The organism is Lichenibacterium minor (genome assembly GCF_004137685.1).
Taxonomy (GTDB): Bacteria; Pseudomonadota; Alphaproteobacteria; order Rhizobiales; family Beijerinckiaceae; genus Lichenihabitans; species Lichenihabitans minor.
Genome location: NZ_QYBB01000002.1, coordinates 170,454 through 187,064, shown reverse-complemented (window position 1 = coordinate 187,064; position 16,611 = coordinate 170,454). Strand labels below are relative to the sequence as shown.

15 protein-coding genes are annotated in these 16,611 nt (G+C 73.2%); 6 read left to right on the top strand and 9 right to left on the bottom strand.

Annotation, left to right across the window (positions count from 1 at the left end; translation table 11 throughout):
• Positions 1-66 precede the first annotated feature (66 nt).
• Together D3273_RS02990 and D3273_RS02985 are read left to right on the top strand one after the other, a co-directional pair.
• Positions 67-1,185 (top strand): alkene reductase, encoded by a 1,119-nt coding sequence (locus D3273_RS02990; RefSeq protein ID WP_207210653.1) that lies wholly within the window; start codon positions 67-69, stop codon positions 1,183-1,185.
• Positions 1,146-1,646, top strand: a complete 501-nt coding sequence (locus tag D3273_RS02985; protein ID WP_245500954.1) for a GNAT family N-acetyltransferase — start codon at positions 1,146-1,148, stop codon at positions 1,644-1,646. Before D3273_RS02990 ends, D3273_RS02985 begins: the two co-directional genes overlap by 40 nt.
• Here D3273_RS02985 and D3273_RS02980 read toward each other — a convergent pair.
• A complete protein-coding gene (locus D3273_RS02980; RefSeq protein WP_129223362.1) occupies positions 1,636-2,268 on the bottom strand; it encodes a glutathione S-transferase family protein in 633 nt (210 codons plus the stop codon). The two genes, D3273_RS02985 and D3273_RS02980, sit on opposite strands and share 11 nt — an antisense overlap.
• Before the next feature lie 152 nt (positions 2,269-2,420).
• On the opposite strand from D3273_RS02980, the gene D3273_RS02975 reads away from it, so the two are divergent.
• Entirely contained in the window at positions 2,421-2,750 is a 330-nt protein-coding gene (locus D3273_RS02975; RefSeq protein WP_129223360.1) for a hypothetical protein, read from the top strand.
• Positions 2,751-2,858: 108 nt separating this feature from the next.
• Positions 2,859-3,122 carry a hypothetical protein gene (locus D3273_RS02970; protein ID WP_129223358.1) on the top strand — a complete coding sequence of 88 codons (264 nt, stop codon included), beginning with the start codon at positions 2,859-2,861 and terminating at the stop codon, positions 3,120-3,122.
• A gap of 72 nt (positions 3,123-3,194) precedes the next feature.
• On the opposite strand, the gene amaB is transcribed toward D3273_RS02970, so the two are convergent.
• From amaB to D3273_RS02940, 6 genes are all read right to left on the bottom strand, one after another.
• Positions 3,195-4,709, bottom strand: coding sequence for an L-piperidine-6-carboxylate dehydrogenase (gene amaB, locus D3273_RS02965; RefSeq protein WP_129223356.1), 1,515 nt, complete (start codon positions 4,707-4,709; stop codon positions 3,195-3,197).
• 161 nt (positions 4,710-4,870) lie between these two features.
• On the bottom strand, positions 4,871-5,638 hold the full coding sequence (locus tag D3273_RS02960) for a metallophosphoesterase family protein (RefSeq protein ID WP_207210650.1): 768 nt from the start codon (positions 5,636-5,638) through the stop codon (positions 4,871-4,873).
• Positions 5,639-5,891: 253 nt separating this feature from the next.
• Complete coding sequence (locus D3273_RS02955; protein ID WP_129223354.1) at positions 5,892-7,193, bottom strand: NAD(P)/FAD-dependent oxidoreductase; 1,302 nt, start codon at positions 7,191-7,193, stop codon at positions 5,892-5,894.
• Positions 7,190-10,144, bottom strand: a complete 2,955-nt coding sequence (locus D3273_RS02950) for an FAD-binding and (Fe-S)-binding domain-containing protein (protein ID WP_129223352.1) — start codon at positions 10,142-10,144, stop codon at positions 7,190-7,192. The genes D3273_RS02955 and D3273_RS02950 overlap by 4 nt, the downstream gene beginning before the upstream one ends.
• 125 nt (positions 10,145-10,269) lie before the next feature.
• Positions 10,270-11,343 carry a trypsin-like serine peptidase gene (locus D3273_RS02945; RefSeq protein WP_165359356.1) on the bottom strand — a complete coding sequence of 358 codons (1,074 nt, stop codon included), beginning with the start codon at positions 11,341-11,343 and terminating at the stop codon, positions 10,270-10,272.
• A gap of 150 nt (positions 11,344-11,493) precedes the next feature.
• Positions 11,494-11,853, bottom strand: coding sequence for a winged helix-turn-helix transcriptional regulator (locus D3273_RS02940; RefSeq protein ID WP_129223348.1), 360 nt, complete (start codon positions 11,851-11,853; stop codon positions 11,494-11,496).
• Between the two features lie 104 nt (positions 11,854-11,957).
• Between D3273_RS02940 and D3273_RS02935 the strand changes: the two genes are divergently transcribed.
• Positions 11,958-12,977: a zinc-binding alcohol dehydrogenase family protein gene (locus tag D3273_RS02935; protein WP_129223346.1), complete on the top strand. Its 1,020-nt coding sequence runs from the start codon at positions 11,958-11,960 to the stop codon at positions 12,975-12,977.
• 31 nt (positions 12,978-13,008) lie between these two features.
• On the opposite strand, the gene D3273_RS02930 is transcribed toward D3273_RS02935, so the two are convergent.
• Positions 13,009-14,178, bottom strand: a complete 1,170-nt coding sequence (locus tag D3273_RS02930; protein WP_129223344.1) for a Fic family protein — start codon at positions 14,176-14,178, stop codon at positions 13,009-13,011.
• Between the two features lie 421 nt (positions 14,179-14,599).
• Between D3273_RS02930 and D3273_RS02925 the strand changes: the two genes are divergently transcribed.
• On the top strand, positions 14,600-14,941 hold the full coding sequence (locus D3273_RS02925) for a GCN5-related N-acetyltransferase (protein ID WP_129223342.1): 342 nt from the start codon (positions 14,600-14,602) through the stop codon (positions 14,939-14,941).
• Between the two features lie 232 nt (positions 14,942-15,173).
• On the opposite strand, the gene D3273_RS02920 is transcribed toward D3273_RS02925, so the two are convergent.
• Positions 15,174-16,595, bottom strand: a complete 1,422-nt coding sequence (locus tag D3273_RS02920; RefSeq protein WP_129223340.1) for an FAD/NAD(P)-binding protein — start codon at positions 16,593-16,595, stop codon at positions 15,174-15,176.
• Between the last annotated feature and the right edge of the window lie 16 nt (positions 16,596-16,611).

Genomic DNA, 16,611 nt, shown 5'->3' with positions numbered 1-16,611 from the left:
GAACTCCCGCGTTTGCTTCGCGACACCCGGCGCACATGGCGCCGCATCCTTCGCGAGACCGCACCCTTGAGCCATTCCGCCAGCCCCGTCCTGCAGCCCTTCACCCTCGGCGACCTGAAGCTGAAGAACCGCGTCGTCATGGCGCCGCTCACCCGCAGCCGCTCCTCGACCGAGGGCGTGCCGCCCGCCTACGCGGCCGATTATTACGCCCAGCGCGCCAACGCGGGCCTCATCGTCACGGAAGCCACCAACATCTCGCCCCAGGGCGTGGGCTACGCCTACACGCCCGGCATCTGGTCCGACGCCCAGGTGGACGCCTGGTCGAAGGTCACCGAAGCGGTGCACCGCAACGACGGACGCATCGTCATGCAGCTGTGGCACACGGGCCGCATCTCCCACCCGGACGTGCAGCCGAACGGCGCGCTCCCCGTGTCGGCTTCGGCGATCCGGCCCGAAGGCCAAGCCTTCACCGAGAAGGGCATGCAGGACCACGTCACGCCCCGCGCGCTGGAAACGGACGAGATCCCCGGCATCGTCGAGGACTACCGCCGCGCCGCCGCCAACGCCAAGCGCGCCGGCTTCGACGGGGTCGAGGTGCATTCGGCCAACAACTACCTGCTCGAACAGTTCGTGCGCGACTCCACCAACAAGCGCACCGACCGCTACGGCGGGTCGATCGAGAACCGCCTGCGCTTCCCGCTGGACGCCGTGCGCGCCGCCATCGACGCCTGGGGCGGGCCGAACCGCGTCGGCATCCGCCTGTCGCCCGCCACGACCCAGCCGGGCAACACGCCGCTCGACTCGACGACCCACGACACCTACGGCGCCTACGTGGACGCGCTGTCGAAGCTCGGGCTGCTCTACATCCACACGATCGAGGGCGTCACCCAGCAGACCCGCGACGTGCCGGAGGGGGTCGACTTCGCCGACCTGCGCCGCCGCTTCTCGGGCGCCTACATGGCCAACAACCAGCTGACGCTGGAGCTGTGCGAGGCGGAACTGAAGGAGGGTCGGGCCGACCTCTTCTCCTTCGGCCGGCCCTACATCGCCAACCCCGACCTCGTGTACCGCCTGACCGAGGACGGCCCCCTGGCCGAGGCCCCCAAGGCGACCTGGTACGGCGGCGATTTCCACGGCTATTCCGATTGGCCGGGCATGAAGGGTCCGGTCGAGATCCGGCGCTGAGCGACGGGACCGCGTTCCGGCGCGCGACGACGGCGGAAGCTTCCGCCGTCCGCGACTTCACCCGGCGCGCCTACGCGCGCTGGGTGCCGGTGCTCGGCCGCGAGCCGAAGCCGATGACGGCCGACTACGATGCCGCGCTGCGGCATCACAGGATCGACCTGCTGACGGTCGACGGCGTCTGGGCCGGGTTGATCCAGACGGTGCCGGCCGAAGGGCACCTCCTCGTCGAGAACGTCGCCGTCGACCCCGACCTCCAGGGGCGCGGCCTCGGCCGCCGCCTCATGGCCCACGCCGAAGCGCTGGCGGCGGGGCAGGGCCTGAACGAGATCAGGCTCTACACCAACGCTCTGATGGGGACGAACATCCGCCTCTACGCGGCGCTGGGCTACGGCGTCGACCGGACGGAACAGAAGCCCGACGGCCGCACGGTCGTCCAAATGAGCAAGCGCCTCACCCGGTGACGTCCGGCCCCGCGACCTGCATCGCGCGGCGATAGGCCGGGCGGTCGGCGATGCGGTCGAGATAGGCGCGGATGCCCGGGTAGGGCGCGAGATCGAGCGGGCGGAACCGCAGCGCCGTGGTGAACCAGAAGGGCATCATGATGTCGGCCCCGGTGAACCGCTCGCCCGCGATGTAGGGCGTGCGCCCGAGCGTGTCCTCCACGAGGGCGAGCGCGTCGCGCGTCGTCCGGCGCACCCGCGCCATGCCGGGATGGGCGTCGGCGTCGGGGTTCAGGCGGTCGATCGTCATCTCGCGCATCAGCTGGGCGCCGAGCGACCCCTCCGCATGGTGCAGCCAGAACTGATACGCGGGGAAGTCGGCGTCGGCGGGCGCCGGCAGCAGCCCGCCGCCGCCGTGCCGCGCCAGGACGTAGCTCACGATGGCGCCCGATTCCGCCAGCACCACGTCGCCGTCGCGCAGCGCCGGCGCCTTGCCGGTCGGCGACACCCCCTTCAGCTCGTCGGGGGCGAAGCGATCCGGCCGGCGGTCGAACCGCTCGATCCCGTAGGGCAGTCCGAGCTCTTCGAGGAGCCACACGATGCGCTCCGAGCGGGAGGTGGCGAGGTGGTAGACGGTGATCATGGAAGGACGCTCCGGGGAGGCCGGCATCGTAGGGGCCCGCGACCGCCCCCGTCTCGGCCGGCGTGGCCTGAACGGCACCGGAACGCCGGCGTCGGTCGTGGTTCATCTTCACACGCGCTAGGATGGGCCCGTACCACCACAGGAGAACTCCCATGCGAGCCGTCATCGCAGGATGCGCGCTGCTCATGCTCGGGTCCGCCGCCGCACAGGCCCAGCCTTATTACGGCGATGGTTATCCGCCGCCCCCGCCGCCCTACGAGGACGGCTACGGCCATCGCCCGCCGCCACCGCCCTACGACGGCGGCTATGGCCACCGCCCGCCGCCGCTCCCCTACGACGACGGCTACGGCTATGGCCACCGTCCGCCACCCCGCTACGGCGAGGATTTCGACGGCCCGCCCCCGCCGCGGCACCGCCACCGCCATTGCCGGACCGTGAGGGACTTCGACGGCCCGCATCGGATTTGCCGCCCCGATTTCTGATGGTGCCGTCACCCCGCCGTTGTCTTAGGATAAGCACTCTCGCGCGCCCCGGAACCGGGGCGATGCGCGGGCTTCAAGCCATGCCCGCGGCGACGGAGAAGCTCACGGATGGTGGATAGCGAGATGTTCAGCGCCCTGCGCGTGCGGGGGCGCCTGGAGGACATCGCCCGAACCATCGCGGAGGCCAGGGTGACGGGCGACGTCTACGCGAGCCTCGACGCGGTCGAGCACGCGCTCCTGGCCGTGATGGACGAGGTGGCCGAGATCGCCCAGGCGGTCGCCGACACGCAGGTGCGGGTGGAGCGGGACAGCGGCCGCCTCGGCGGCTGGGTGCGCCGCTTCACGCCGTTCCGCTCGGGGGACGCGGCCTGAGCGGCGACGCGCCGCACGGGCGGCGGGCCGCGTTGGCGCCGGCCGTCGGCCAGAGCCTTCGACCGGGGGGCTTCACACCTCGAACCGCACGCCCTGCGCCAGCGGCAGGGACCGCCCGTAGTTGATCGCGTTGGTTTGCCGCCGCATGTAGCCCTTCCAGGCGTCGGAGCCGGACTCGCGGCCGCCGCCCGTGTCCTTCTCGCCCCCGAAGGCGCCGCCGATCTCGGCGCCCGAGGGCCCCATGTTGACGTTGGCGATGCCGCAGTCCGAGCCCTGGACGGACAGGTACCGTTCGACCTCGCGCAGGTCGCTGCCGAAGATCGACGACGACAGCCCCTGAGGCACGCCGTTCTGCAGCGCGATGGCCTCGTCGAGGTCGCGGTAGCGCAGCACGTAGAGGATCGGCGCGAAGGTTTCCTCCATCACGGGCCCGACCTGGCCCGGCATCTCGACCAGCGCCGGCCGGGCGTAGAACGCGCCCTCGCCCTCCACCTCCACGCGCCCGCCGCCGTGCACCGTGCCGCCCGCCGCCCGCGCGGCGGCGAGCGCCGCCTCCATGGCGGCGAAGGCGTCGCCGTCGATCAGGGGGCCCACCAGCGCGTCGCCCGCGACGGGGCTGCCGACGGTGATGGCGCGGTACACGCCGGCGAGCCGCGGCACCAGCGCGTCGTAGACGTCGGCGTGGACGATGAGGCGACGCAGGGTGGTGCAGCGCTGGCCGGCCGTGCCCATGGCGGCGAAGGCCACGGCGCGCAGGGTCAGGTCGAGGTCGGCCGACGGCGTGACGATCGACGCGTTGTTGCCGCCGAGTTCCAGGATGGCCTTGCCGAAGCGGCGCGCCAGGCGCTCGCCGACCGCGCGCCCCATGCGGGTCGAGCCCGTGGCCGACACCACCGGCACGCGCGGATCGTCGACCAGCGCTTCGCCGACCGCGCGACCGCCGACCAGCACCGTCGCGAGCCCGTCCGGCGCGTCGGCCCCGAAGCGCGCGGCGGCCCTCCGGTAGAGGGCGTCGACCGCCAGCGCGGTGAGGGGCGCCTTCTCGGACGGCTTCCACACGACCGCGTCGCCGCAGACCAGCGCCAGGGCGGCGTTCCACGACCACACCGCGACGGGGAAGTTGAAGGCGGAGATGATGCCGACGACGCCCGCGGGGTGCCATTGCTCGGCCAGCCTGTGGTCGGGCCGCTCGGACGGCAGCACGAGGCCGCCGATCTGGCGCGACAGGCCGACCGCGAAGTCGCAGATGTCGATCATCTCCTGGACCTCGCCCAGGCCCTCCGACACCACCTTGCCGACCTCCAGCGTGACGAGGCGGCCGAGCGCGCCCTTGGCGGCGCGCAGCTCCTCGCCGAGCAGCCGCACCAGCTCGCCGCGCCGCGGCGCCGGCACCAGCCGCCAGCGAAGGAACGCCGCCTGGGCGCGGCCGACCGCGTCGGGCACGTCGTCCGCCGACGCTTCGGCGACGGCGCCGATCGCTTCCCCGGTGATGGGCGAGCGCACCGGGAGCGTGCCGCCGGCGAAGCGGGTTTCGGGCACGCCGAGGTCGGCGAGGATGCGGCGGGCTTCGGCGGCGATGGCGGTCATGGCGGGGCTTTCCGGTCAAGTTCGCCAGCCTCTATACCCCGACTGGATCTCGGATGGGGGCACCGACGCACTGCGCAGCGTGGATCTGTCCTGTCGCGCCTCGGCACCGCCTCGGCCCGACTGACCTGTATCCGGACCGAAACCCCGCGCCGCAGCATGGATCAGCCGAAATCGGCGTCTCGTTGCTGGCGCTCCAGGGTGGTTCGAAACGCGTCCAGCGCCGCCGCATCGCTTTCCACCGTCAGGATGCAAGTCTCGGCAAAATCGAGGGCGCCGGGCATGCCACTCGCGACGATCGCATCGGCGGCGGCCCGCGCGTCATATGAGGTGCGCCGCAGCACAGGATCGGGGCCGAGCAGCGCCCAGGAAGCACCGGAATGGCCGTAGGGCAGGCCGACCGACCCCGCATTCACGACTCGCCTGCGGTCAAACAGGCGGTCGAAGGGCATATGGGAGTGGCCCACCACGACGAGACCCGCGTCGATACCCTGGAAAGCCGCACGGGCCTGTCCGATCGTGCTGTCGACGAGCAACATCTCGTTGTCACTCCGGGCCGTCGCATGGCAGAGCGCAACCCGACCGTTCTCGATGTCGACGGTCGTTCTCATCGGGAGAGCGGCCAAACGAGCGACCTGAGCTTCCGAGAGACGGCCGGCCGCCCAATGGATCAGGGCATCGGTGGACGGATCGGGATGGCGGAAGCGGCCGGCGCGCGCTTCGACGATCCAGCGGTCGCCGTTGCCGCGCAGCCAAACGCCCTTCGGGCCGAGTGCTTCGATGCGTTCCATCGTTTCGCGGGGAAACGGGCCATCGGCGAGGTCACCATTGAACACGATCAGATCGGCCGAAGCGACGTCCGGCTCCGCCAGCACGGCCTCGAGCGCGTGCAAGTTGCCGTGGACGTCTGCCAAAACCGCGACCCGCTTCACGCCGCCCACCCCGAGAAAGGTCGACGCGACGCATGATGACCAACCGACCGTGGAACCGTCAACACACTTGCCATCGCGATGGAGCGGCTCACCCGCCGCAAACGGCAGGACTGGCGGGAGCATATCCGCCCGAGACGATCGAACGAATGCATTGGGCCGACGATGACGGGGCAAACCGTGCTCGATCGCCGGCACGGTCGGGCGGTCTCGTCCGGCAGGGCTGCGGGGGGGAACTGTCCGCTCCACCACCGCGTCACGTCCGGGCGCCCACCCCGTGCACGACCTGCGCGCCGGCCTCGTACCAGGCTTCCCGGGCGGCGCGGAACCGCACCGGCGCCGGGTCGGTCGCCGGCAGGGGCAGGTCGGCCTCGCCGATCTCGCCCAGCATGAGCCGGGCGAGGCAGCGCCCGAAGGCGGTGCCGGGCGCGATGCCGCGGCCGTTGTAGCCGCTGAAGCCAACGACGCCGCGGCCGAGCCGGTGGAAGCGCGGCACGGCGTCGACCGTCATGCCGATGGCGCCGAACCATTCGTGCTCGAAATCGATCCCGGCGAGCTGCGGGAAGAGTTTCGCCAGCGCCCGTCGCCCCCAGGCGCGGTGCACGGCGCGGCCGGTGCCGCGGAGCGCGCCGACGCTGCCGAAGACGAGACGCCCCGCGGCGTCGAAGCGGAAGGAGCTCAGCACCTCCCGCGTGTCCCAGACGCCTTGACGTCCGGGCAGGATCGAGCCCGCGAGGTTCGCCGACAGCGGCGGCGTGGCGAGGTTGAAATAGGGGAGGTGGACCAGCTCGGCCCGCACGGCGGGCCAGGGGCTCGCGGCCGAGCCCGGCCCGCCCGTGTAGGCGTTGGTGGCGACGATGACCTTCGGTGCCCGCACGCTGCCGCCGGCCGTGTGCAGCCGCCAGCCCGCCCCCTCGTCCTCGGCCGTCCCGACGGGGCTCCCCGTGAAGATGCGGGCCCCCGCCCGCAGGGCCGCGCCGGCCAGGCCGCGCGCGTAGGCGAGCGGCTGGACCGTGCCGGCGCGCCGGTCGAGCAGCGCGCCCGCATAGGCCGCCGTGCCGACGGCGCTCGCCGTCCCGCGAGCGTCGAGCAGCTCGACCGGCGCCCCCCGCGCCCGCCACTGCCGCGCCCGCTCGCTCACCTCGCCGAGGCCGCGCGGGCCCACGGCGCAGTGGAGCGTGCCGGCGCGGGTCGCCTCGCAGGCGATGGCGTGGCGCGCGACGATGTCGAAGACGAGCCCCGGCGCGTCGCCGAGTTCGGCCAGCAGCCGCTCGCCATGGGGTGCGCCCAGCAGGCCCGGCACCGCCTCGGGCATGATCCACAGCCCGGCATTGACGAGGCCGACGTTGCGCCCCGAGCCGCCGAAGCCGATCTCGTCGCCTTCGAGCAGCGCCACCGAGGCGCCGCCTTCCGCCAGATGCAGGGCGGCCGACAGCCCCGTATAGCCCCCGCCCACGATCGCCACGTCCGCCTCGACGTCGCCGGCGAGCGGCACCGTCGCCGGCCCCGCGGGTGCCGAGCGTTCCCACAGCCCGTGGCTGCGGGGGTCGCCCTTCATCCGGCGGCTTCGAGATGGGCCAGGACGGCCTCGACGGGGTGGCGCGGCCTGTGCCCTGCGAAGCGCTCCGTTTGGCAGCGGCAGGAAAAGCCCGTCGCGAGCGTGCGGGACGGGTCGTCGCCCAGGCGCGGCCGCCAGCCGATGTCGAAGATCCGGCGGGACAGCTCCGCCTGCTCGGCTTGATGGCCGAAGAGCCCGGCCATGCCGCAGCAGCCGACCTTCGGAAACCGCACGTCGAGCCCGAGATGCGCCATCACCCGCCCCCAGCGCGCCGCCGTTTCGGGCTGCGCGGTCTTCTCGGTGCAGTGGAGCAGGATGTCGAGCGTCGGTCCAGCCCCGCTTCCACGCGGCGCGATGCGGCCGGCCGCCACCTCGTCGGCGAGGAAACGCTCGATCGACACCACCGGAGCGAGGGGTGGATTCGCGGAATATTCCGCATATTCCTTATATTCGTTGTCGTGCAGCAGACCGGTCGCGGCGTCGAGGCTGACGAGCGGTACGCCGGCCGCGGCGAGCTTCGCCCGCTCGGCGACGGCGCGGCGCGCCACCTTCCCAAAAGCCGTCTCCAGCCCCAGCACCTGCAGCGCTTTGCCGTTGGGGCGGATGGCGGACAGCGTCACGCGGTAGCCGAGCCTTTCCAGCAGCCGCCCCGCCGCGTCGATCACGGCGCCGTCGAAGGTGGACAGGAAACTGTCGCGCAGCAGCACGACGTGCGGGCCACCGCCGCCGACGCGCGGCTTCCAGCGCGTCGGGGCAGGATGCGGCAGGTCGACGAGGCCGAAGCGGTTCCGCAGCAGCCACGCGGCCGGCGCCGAGCCCATCACGGCGCCGGCGAGGCTGGGGGCGCGGCGCACCAGGGCCAGTCCGGCCTCGAGGCGGCGCAGCAGGCGATCGCGGAGCGGGCGCGGGTGCGCCGTGTGGTAGGTGGCGAGGAAGCGCGCCCGCATCGACGGGATGTCGACCTTGACGGGGCACAGGCTCGCGCAGCTCTTGCACGACAGGCAGGTGTCCATCGACGCCTTGGTGGCGGATTCCACGGCGGCGAGCTCGGCCGCGACGGGCAGACCCCGCGCCTGCTCCGAGCGCAGGCGCATCCAGGCGCGCAGCAGCGTGGCCCGGCCCTTCGGCGACTGCACGCGGTCGCGCGTCGCGTGGTAGGACGGGCACATGGCGTCGAAGTCGTCCCAGGAATGGCACGCGGCGTTGCCGTTGCAGCTCACGGCGCGCCCCATCCCGCGGCGCTCGCCCTTGTCGATCAGCCGGTCGAAGCTGCCGCGCACCGGCACGGCGTCGATGCGGTCGATGGCGCCGCCGAGGTCGGGCGAGGCCAGCTTGCCGGGGTTGAACAGGTTCTCGGGATCGAAGGCGCGCTTGATGCGGCACAGCTCGCCGTAGAGCACGGGGCCGAAGAAGAGCGGCGAGAACTCGCCCCGGTAGCCGCGCCCGTGTTCCCCCCAGATCAGCCCGCCGTGGCGCTTCACCAGCGCGGCGACCTCGTCGGACACGGCGCGGATCATCGCTTCCTCGGCCGGGTCCGCCAGGTCGAGCGAGGGGCGGACGTGGAGGCAGCCGACGTCGGCGTGGCCGTACATGCCGTAGGCGAGGCCGTGGCGGTCGAGCAGGGCGCGGAACTCGGCCACGTAGTCGGCGAGCCGCTCGGGCGGCACGGCCGTGTCCTCGACGAAGGCGGTGCCCTGGCGGCGCGAGCCCTCCATCTCGCCGAGCCGCCCCATCAGCCCCACGGCCTTCTCGCGCAGGGTCCACACCTGCGCGATCGCCGCCGGGTCGTCGACCCGCACCCAGTCCATGGCGGGGTGGGGGGAACGGCCGAGCAGGTCGGCGCAGCGCTCCGCGTCCCGGCCGAGCGCGTCGCGGTCGTCGCCGGCGAATTCGATCACGTTGAGGCCGCGCACCGCCGCCGCGGCGGGCCCGCCCAGCACGGATTCGAGGCCGGACCAGATGACGTCGCGGCTCGCCAGCTCCAGCGTCTTGTCGTCGAGGATCTCGATCGCCAACGGGTCGGCGGCGAGCAGGTGCCGCACGTCCCGCAGGGCGGCGTCGAAGGACGCGTAGCGCGCCACCATCAGGATGCGATGCTTCGGCAGCGGCGTCAGGCGCAGCGTCGCCGCGCGGGTGAAGGCCAGCGTGCCCTCAGACCCCGCGAGCAGACGCACGAGGTCGTAGGTGCCGTCCGGCCGCGTCACGCCCTGGAGGTTGTAGCCGGTCAGGCCCCGGTTCATCGCCGGAAAGGTGTCGGCGATCAGGTCGGCATGTTCGGTGACGATCCGCAGCACCTCGGCGTGGACGTCGCCGGCGATGCCGCCGCGAGCGACGGCGGCGTCGAGCTCGGGCCGGGTCAGCGGGCGGACCGTGAAGTCGGAGCCGTCCGACAGGACGACGTCGAGCGACAGGACGTGGTCCGAGGTGCGGCCGTAGCGGCGCGAGCCCTTCCCCGACGCATCGGTGGCGATCATGCCGCCGATCGTGGCGCGCGTCGCGGTCGACACGGCGGGCGGGAAGAAGAAGCCGTGCGGGCGCAGGACCGCGTTGAGCTGGTCCAGCACCACCCCAGGCTCGACCGTGACGGTGCGGGCGTCGAGGTCGAGCGCGAGGATGCGGTTCATGTGGCGCGACAGGTCGAGGATCGCGCCCCGGGTCAGCGATTGGCCGTTGGTGCCAGTGCCGCCGCCGCGCGGCGACAGCGCGAGGTCGGGCACGGCGCGGGCGGCCCGCACCGCGGCAGCGACGTCGGCGCCCTCGCGGGGGTGGAGCACCGCCACGGGCATGACCTGGTAGATGCTGTTGTCGGTGGCGGCCACGAGCCGCGGCCCGATCCCGTCCTCGACGTCGCCCGAGAACCCTTCGTGGCGCAGCGCGGCGCGCAGGGCCGCGGCCTGGTCGGCCCGGCCGGGGTGGGACGGGCGATCGAGCGTGGTGACGTGCGCGTCCACTCTGGGCTCCGAACGGGATGGCGGGGCGTCGCGCCCGGCGCGGCTTCACCGTCGGAGATAGCGGCTCGGGAGGCGGACCGCAAAGGCGCGGGCCGCGGCATGCGGTCGGGGGTGGAGGGTGCGCCTCAGAAACCGGATGCGAGCAGCAGCGCCCCGGCGCGGGCCCCGGCGTGGACGCCGCGCTCGGAAGCCGCGTAGGACAGCACGCCGGAATCCACCGCCGCGACGGCGCCGACCGAACCCGCGACGTCGCCGCCGGCATGGCCCCACATCACCCCTTCCAGAAGCGCGGCCGCGAGGTTGCGGTGGCGGCCGTTGTCGCCGAGCACCGACAGGGCGTCGGCGGCCACGTCGTCGAAACCCGCCCCGGCGCCGAGCGCGGCGGCGTCGCGGGCGAGCAGCGACACGACGCGCGACATCGCGGCGTCGAGCGCGGGGCGCGACGTGACGGCGGGGAGGCCGGCCGCCGCCGCCGCCAGGGCGGCGATGGCCGGCGACGCCCCTGCAGGCTGGGGCTCGGCCGCCACCGGCGCCGCCGCGGGCACGACGACGACCGGTGCCGCGGCGGCGTGGTCGGCCGCCGTCCAGGCGTCGATCTCGGCCACGTCGGCCGCCGTGAGGCCGACGAAGAAGCCCATCGACCCGTTGGCCGAGGAGGTCAGGCCCACGACGGTCGCGACGCCGTCCACCGCCTGCCAGGCCGGGCCGCCGCTGGCGCCGCGCGGGTCGCCCGGCGCGCCCAGCGGCGTGCCCTGCAGGATGCCGGAGGACCCCGCGACGGGGGCCAGGACCTCGGCGAGGCTGTCCCGCGCGCCCCCGGTCGCGGCCGGATAGCCCGTCACCGTCACGGCGCCGCCGGCGAAGCCGGAGCCCAGCGCCATGGTGGGCAGGCCGGCGAGGGGGGTGGCGAGGTGGATCACCGCGAAATCCCCGGCTGCGCTCGCCACCCGCGTCCAATCCGCGAGCGGCATGGCATGGACGGAGGCTTCGGCGGCGCGGAGCGGCCGTCCCCCGGCGTCCGACGTCGCCACCGCGTCCGCCACGGCGCGGCCGGCGGCGTCGTAGACCAGGTGGGCGGCGGTCAACACCTCGTCGGGCGCGATCAGCACGCCCGAGCCCTGCTCGGTGGTGATCGTGCCGCCGGACACCTCCTGCCAGGAGATGGAAACGACCGCGTCGGTCGGGTCGGGAAGGGCCAAGGCTGTCGTGCGCTCGCTGGGCGCCCGCGCCCCGAAACGTCGCGGGGCCGGGCAGCGGGATGAGGTCCGGAGCTGCGCATGGGTTAACGCTTCGTGAAACACGATCGTCGCGTCGTGGTTAACGGCGCCGCCCGGGCGGCATGCCGCCGCTCACGCCGCGGCGGAGCTTCCGCCGAAACCCGCCACGTTGGCGTCGGCCCAGGCCTTGAGGGCGGACAGCACCGGGGCGAGGCTGCGGCCCCGATCCGTGAGGCTGTATTCGACCTTCGGGGGCACCTCGGCGTAGACCCGGCGGCCGATGAGCCCGTCCGCCTCCATCTCGCGGAGCTGGTTCGTCAGCATGCGCGGCGTGACGCTGGGCACCCGGCGGCGGATCTCGTTGAAGCGCAGCGTGCCGCCCAGCAGGTGGAACAGCACCACCCCCTTCCACTTGCCGTCGGTGAGGCCGAGCGTCGCTTCCACGGCGCAGCCCGGCGAACCGTCGGGGCGGGGGTGCCTGATGCGGGCCATGGTATCCTTTTCAGCAGTATGTGCCGGGAATGTGCGTTCTTGCGCGCCGGGATCATGGCGACCAGTCTAGGCCGGGACAAGCCATCCCATCGTTGGAGTCCCCCATGCGCGCCGTCGGCCTTCGCAGGTTCCTGCCCATCACCGATCCCGAGGCCCTGGTCGACCTCGACCTGCCGCGGCCGGTGCCGACCGGCCACGACATCCTGGTGAAGGTCGAAGCCGTGTCGGTGAACCCGGTCGACACGAAGGTGCGGCGCGGGCTGGCGCCGATCGAGGGCGAGCGCGTGCTCGGCTGGGACGCGGCCGGCACCGTGGTGGAGACCGGCCCGGCCGCGTCCCGCTTCGCGGTCGGGGACGCGGTCTATTACGCCGGCGACCTCATGCGACCCGGCACCAACGCCGAGTTTCACCTCGTCGACGAGCGCATCGTCGGCCGCAAGCCGGCCTCGCTCGGCTTCGCCGCCGCGGCGGCCCTGCCGCTCACGGCCATCACGGCCTGGGAAACGCTGTTCGACCGCCTCGACCTGCGCCGGCCCGTGCCCGGCGCCGCCCCCGCGGTCCTGATCGTGGGCGGGGCCGGGGGCGTGGGGTCCATCGCGATCCAGCTCGTGCGCCGTCTCACGGACCTCACCGTGATCGCCACGGCGTCGCGCCCCGAAACGCAGGCCTGGGCGCGCGACCTCGGCGCCCACCACGTGGTCGACCACGCGAAGCCGCTGGCCGCTGAGGTCGAGGCGCTGGGCATCGGCGCCCCGGGCTTCGTCTTCGTCACCACCAACACGGCCGACCACCTGTCGGAGGTCGTGGCGCTGATCGCCCCCCAGGGCCGCATCGCCGTGATCGACGACCCCGACACGCTCGACGTGATGCCGCTCAAGCTCAAGAGCCTGTCGCTCCACTGGGAGTTGATGTTCACGCGCTCGCTGTTCGGCACGGCCGACCTCGGGCAGCAGGGCGCGCTGCTCGACGAGGTGTCGCGGCTCGTCGACGCCGGCGAGATCCGGAGCACCCTGTCCGACACGCTGGGCCCGATCGACGCCGCCACGCTGAAGCGCGCCCATGCCCTGATCGAGGGCGGCCGCGCCAAGGGCAAGCTGGTGCTGGAAGGCTTCCCGCAGGGCTGACGCCTGGGGGAGGGGACGGACCGGAGCGCGTTCAGTCCGCCGCGATCGGGTCCGTCCCCTCGTTCAGGATCGCCAGATATCTACGGTAGGCGAAGACCCTGCCGCGCCGCCGACCCGTGACCTCCTCGACGATGCCGAGGCGTTCCAGCTCGGACAGGGCCGCGTTGACGGTGGGCGTCGTGAGCCCGGTCTGCTTCACCAGCGAAGCCGCCGTCGCGAAAGGGTTTTGTTGAAGCAAGTCATGGACGCGCAAGGCCGAGCCGGCGCGATCGCTGTCTTCGCTGATCGTCTCGCGGTCGTGCCGGAACAGCGCAACCATGCGACCCGCTGCATCGAATGCTTGGTTGGCCGTCTCGGCGACGCCGTCGAGGAAGAATTCCAGCCAGGCTTCCCAAGCTCCCCGTTCCCGCACCTCCTGCAGCAAGCGATAATACTCCGATCGACGCGCCTTCAAAAAAAGGCTGAGATAAAGCAGCGGCTTCCGGATGACATCCTTGTCGCAAAGATACAGGGTGACCAGCAAACGACCGATACGCCCATTGCCGTCGAGGAAGGGATGGATCGTCTCGAACTGGACGTGGATGAGCCCCGCCTTGATGAGCGGCGGCAGCCCGGAGCTTTCCTCGTGCAGGAAGAGTTCGAGATCGTTCAGGCACTCCATCATGGCGGGCACCGGCGGCGGAACGAAGAGGGCGTTCCCGGGCCGGGTCCCGCCGATCCAGTTCTGCACACGCCGGAACTCTCCAGGGGCCTTGCTTTCCCCCCTGCCGCTTTCCAGGAGGTGCGCGTGCATGTCCCGGATCAGCCGCAGGGACAGGGGGAAAGCCGGGTCGCCTCGAAGCCTTTCGAGGCCGAACATCATTGCATCGACGTAATTGGAAACCTCGCGGATGTCGTCGATCGGCTGTCCCACCTGCGCCTCTGTCTCGTAGCGCAACAGGTCGGACAGCGTGGACTGCGTGCCCTCGATCTGGGAGGACAGCACGGCCTCCTTGCGGACGTACATGTAGAGAAACAGTTCCTGGCTGGGCAGCAGCACCGTGATTCCGTCGAGCCGTCCCAATGCGCGTTCGGCCACGCTCAGACGCGTGAGCAACCCGATCACGTCGATGGACGGCGTCGGGGGGAGAGAAGGGGGAATGAAGGCGCGTGCGATCTCGCCAGCGACGGCCGTGGTGACAAATCGGCCCGTTCTGGTCATGTCGGAGGCTCCAAAATCCGCCGTGGCAACCCATAAGCCCCCTTATTAAAGCGAAAGGCTATCCTCTTTAATAAGCGGGCTCCTTATGTAGGCGAGCTTAAACAAGGCTTCGGACCACGTTTGGACGCCGTTCGCCGTCGTGGATGCGGCCGAGGGCGACGCGTCCTCCCTCATGGCCCGCGAGGCCAGAGCTCCAATCCGCACCCCGTGCTATGCCGGCTCCATCCGAGGGCGGGGAGACGCGGGTGGGCGGGGCGAGATCGGGGGCGGAGCTGGTCGCAGTGCCGATGGCCGTCACGGCCCGGGCGCCGCGCCGCCGTGCCATCGAGGGCGGCCGGGCGCGTCGACCCGCTCCCGGCGGGATGGTCGACCCACAGCGCGCCGGTGCTCGGCGTCGGGCCCGGCCACGGAGCGAGACGGGATGTGTCACGTGAAACGGGGCGGCCTCTTCCCGGAGGAGGGGGACGGCCGCGCCGCACTCGTGTCGCGCTGGCTGGAGCTGACCCGGACCGTGCTGCCCGGCCTGGCGGCGGCGCGGGGCTGGCCCATCCGTCTCGACCACTGCTTCATGCGCGTCTGCCTCGACGCGGCCCTCGGGGCGCCCTGGACCGCGACGGTGCGGGCGCCGGCGGTGCGGCATATGAGCGACGCCCAACTCGCCGCCGCGGTGGCGGTGGCGGAAAGGCTGGCGGCCGAGCCGGACGCGCTGGCGGCGCTGAACCGGGCCAGCATCGACGGACGGCGGGCCGCCCGGACGGGGTGAAGAGGTCGAGGGCGACCGACCGCTGCGCCTGGGCAGGATCGCACGAACTGGCCCAGGCCATCCGCTTGGTCTTCCCTGGCCGGCCGACGGCACCCTGTTCTCACCCTTGCTCATCCTGAGCAGGTTTATCGAGACCCATGTCGTCCCTCGACAGGCTCAGGGTGGGGGGAAGGCAGACGCCGCCAGGCCGCGGCTCGTCCGAGGAGAAGCGGACCCGCCCACGGTCGTCCGCCTAGGCGGCGACGCGGGCGCGCTCCAGCGTGGCGAGCAGCCCCGGCACGGTCCGGGCGATGTGGCGGACGATGTCGGGCTCGCCCGTCATCTCGCCGAAGCTGCCGCGCGTGAGCGGCCCGAAGGCGTGCAATCCGTCCCGCACCGTGCCGGCGCGGTCGACCATGCGGCTGTCGCGGTCGACCGCGACCCCGACCGCGATCCCGTCCGGCCGGGCGAGGCCGCGCGCGACGAGGTCGCGCACCAGCGGGTCGGCGTCCAGCGCGCTGCCCGGCCCGGTGCAGATCACCGCGGCGTCGAAGGCCCGGCCTTCCGGGACGCGCCCGGGCCCGCGCAGGGCGGCGACGAGGCGCCCGTCCCGGACATCGAGCCCGGCCAGGGCCGCGCGCTCGATGCCGAGCCGTCCCTCCGCCCGCCACCGCTCGACGAGGGCGAAAGGCTGCGGCGCGGCACGGAAGCGGTGGACCTCCCAGAAGGGCAGGAGCCGCCGCGCGACGCGGCGCTGCTCGGAGGGGGGCAGGGCGGACCACAGCGGCGCCAGGCGGGATCGGAACGCGTCCGCCACCTCCTGCCAGCCCACCCCCCGCGAATCCGGCTCGGGCGCGGGACGGTCGAGGCCGTCGCGCAGGATCCGCAGCAGCTCCACGGCGGTGCGGGGCAGGGGGGCGGCAGCGAAGGGATCGAAACCGTCGCGGAACCCGCCCTGCGGGCGGGGCAGGAGGCCGCGACGCGACACGGCCAGCACGGGGCCGCGGTGCCCCCGCCGGTCGAGCGTCGCCATGGCGTCGAGCATGGTCAGGCCGGTGCCGACGACCAGCACGGCGGCGTCCGGCGCCACGCGCGCGAAGGCCTCGGCGCGCCACGGGTCGGCGACGAGGCCGGGATGGGCCAGCGCGGCCTCGGACACGGGGCAGGGGGTCACCGGCGCGGGGTGGCCGGTGCACAGCGCCACGGCGTCGGCCTCGAACCCGCCGCCGCCCTCGAACGCCACGCGCCAGCCCGGCCCGCAGGGCGTCACCGCGGACGCGCGGGCGCGGTGGTGGTGCAGCGTCGCGCGCGGGGCGGCCTCGGCCACGGCCCGGGCCAGCGCGTCGGCCGCGTAGGCGCCGAACGCCGCGCGCGGCACGTAATGGTCGCCCTCCGCCACGGTGCTGGCGGGGTCCGGGAGCACGGCGCGGTCGAACAGCCAGCGCGTGAAGTGCCCGGGGTCGTCCGGGAACAGGCTCATGCGGTGGCTGGGCACGTTGATGCGGTGGGCCGGGTCCGACGTGCCGTAGGCGACGCCGCGGCCCAGGGCCTCCGCCGGCTCGACGATCTCGACCGCGAGCGGCCCGGATGCGGCCCGCAGCGCATGGATCGCCAGGGCGGCGCCGGTCAGGCCGCCGCCCAGCACGGCCAGGCGCGGCGCGGCGTCGTGGGGCATGGCAGGACCTCCCGGG

Bases quoted from the DNA above. Each gene is read 5' to 3' on its own strand.
- D3273_RS02970 (WP_129223358.1), top strand. From the start codon at position 2,859: ATGGTGGATAGCGAGATGTTCAGCGCCCTGCGCGTGCGGGGGCGCCTG.
- D3273_RS02935 (WP_129223346.1), top strand. From the start codon at position 11,958: ATGCGCGCCGTCGGCCTTCGCAGGTTCCTGCCCATCACCGATCCCGAG.
- amaB (WP_129223356.1), bottom strand. From the start codon at position 4,709: ATGACCGCCATCGCCGCCGAAGCCCGCCGCATCCTCGCCGACCTCGGC.
- D3273_RS02980 (WP_129223362.1), bottom strand. From the start codon at position 2,268: ATGATCACCGTCTACCACCTCGCCACCTCCCGCTCGGAGCGCATCGTG.
- D3273_RS02975 (WP_129223360.1), top strand. From the start codon at position 2,421: ATGCGAGCCGTCATCGCAGGATGCGCGCTGCTCATGCTCGGGTCCGCC.
- D3273_RS02940 (WP_129223348.1), bottom strand. From the start codon at position 11,853: ATGGCCCGCATCAGGCACCCCCGCCCCGACGGTTCGCCGGGCTGCGCC.
- D3273_RS02955 (WP_129223354.1), bottom strand. From the start codon at position 7,193: ATGAAGGGCGACCCCCGCAGCCACGGGCTGTGGGAACGCTCGGCACCC.
- D3273_RS02925 (WP_129223342.1), top strand. From the start codon at position 14,600: ATGTGTCACGTGAAACGGGGCGGCCTCTTCCCGGAGGAGGGGGACGGC.
- D3273_RS02930 (WP_129223344.1), bottom strand. From the start codon at position 14,178: ATGACCAGAACGGGCCGATTTGTCACCACGGCCGTCGCTGGCGAGATC.
- D3273_RS02920 (WP_129223340.1), bottom strand. From the start codon at position 16,595: ATGCCCCACGACGCCGCGCCGCGCCTGGCCGTGCTGGGCGGCGGCCTG.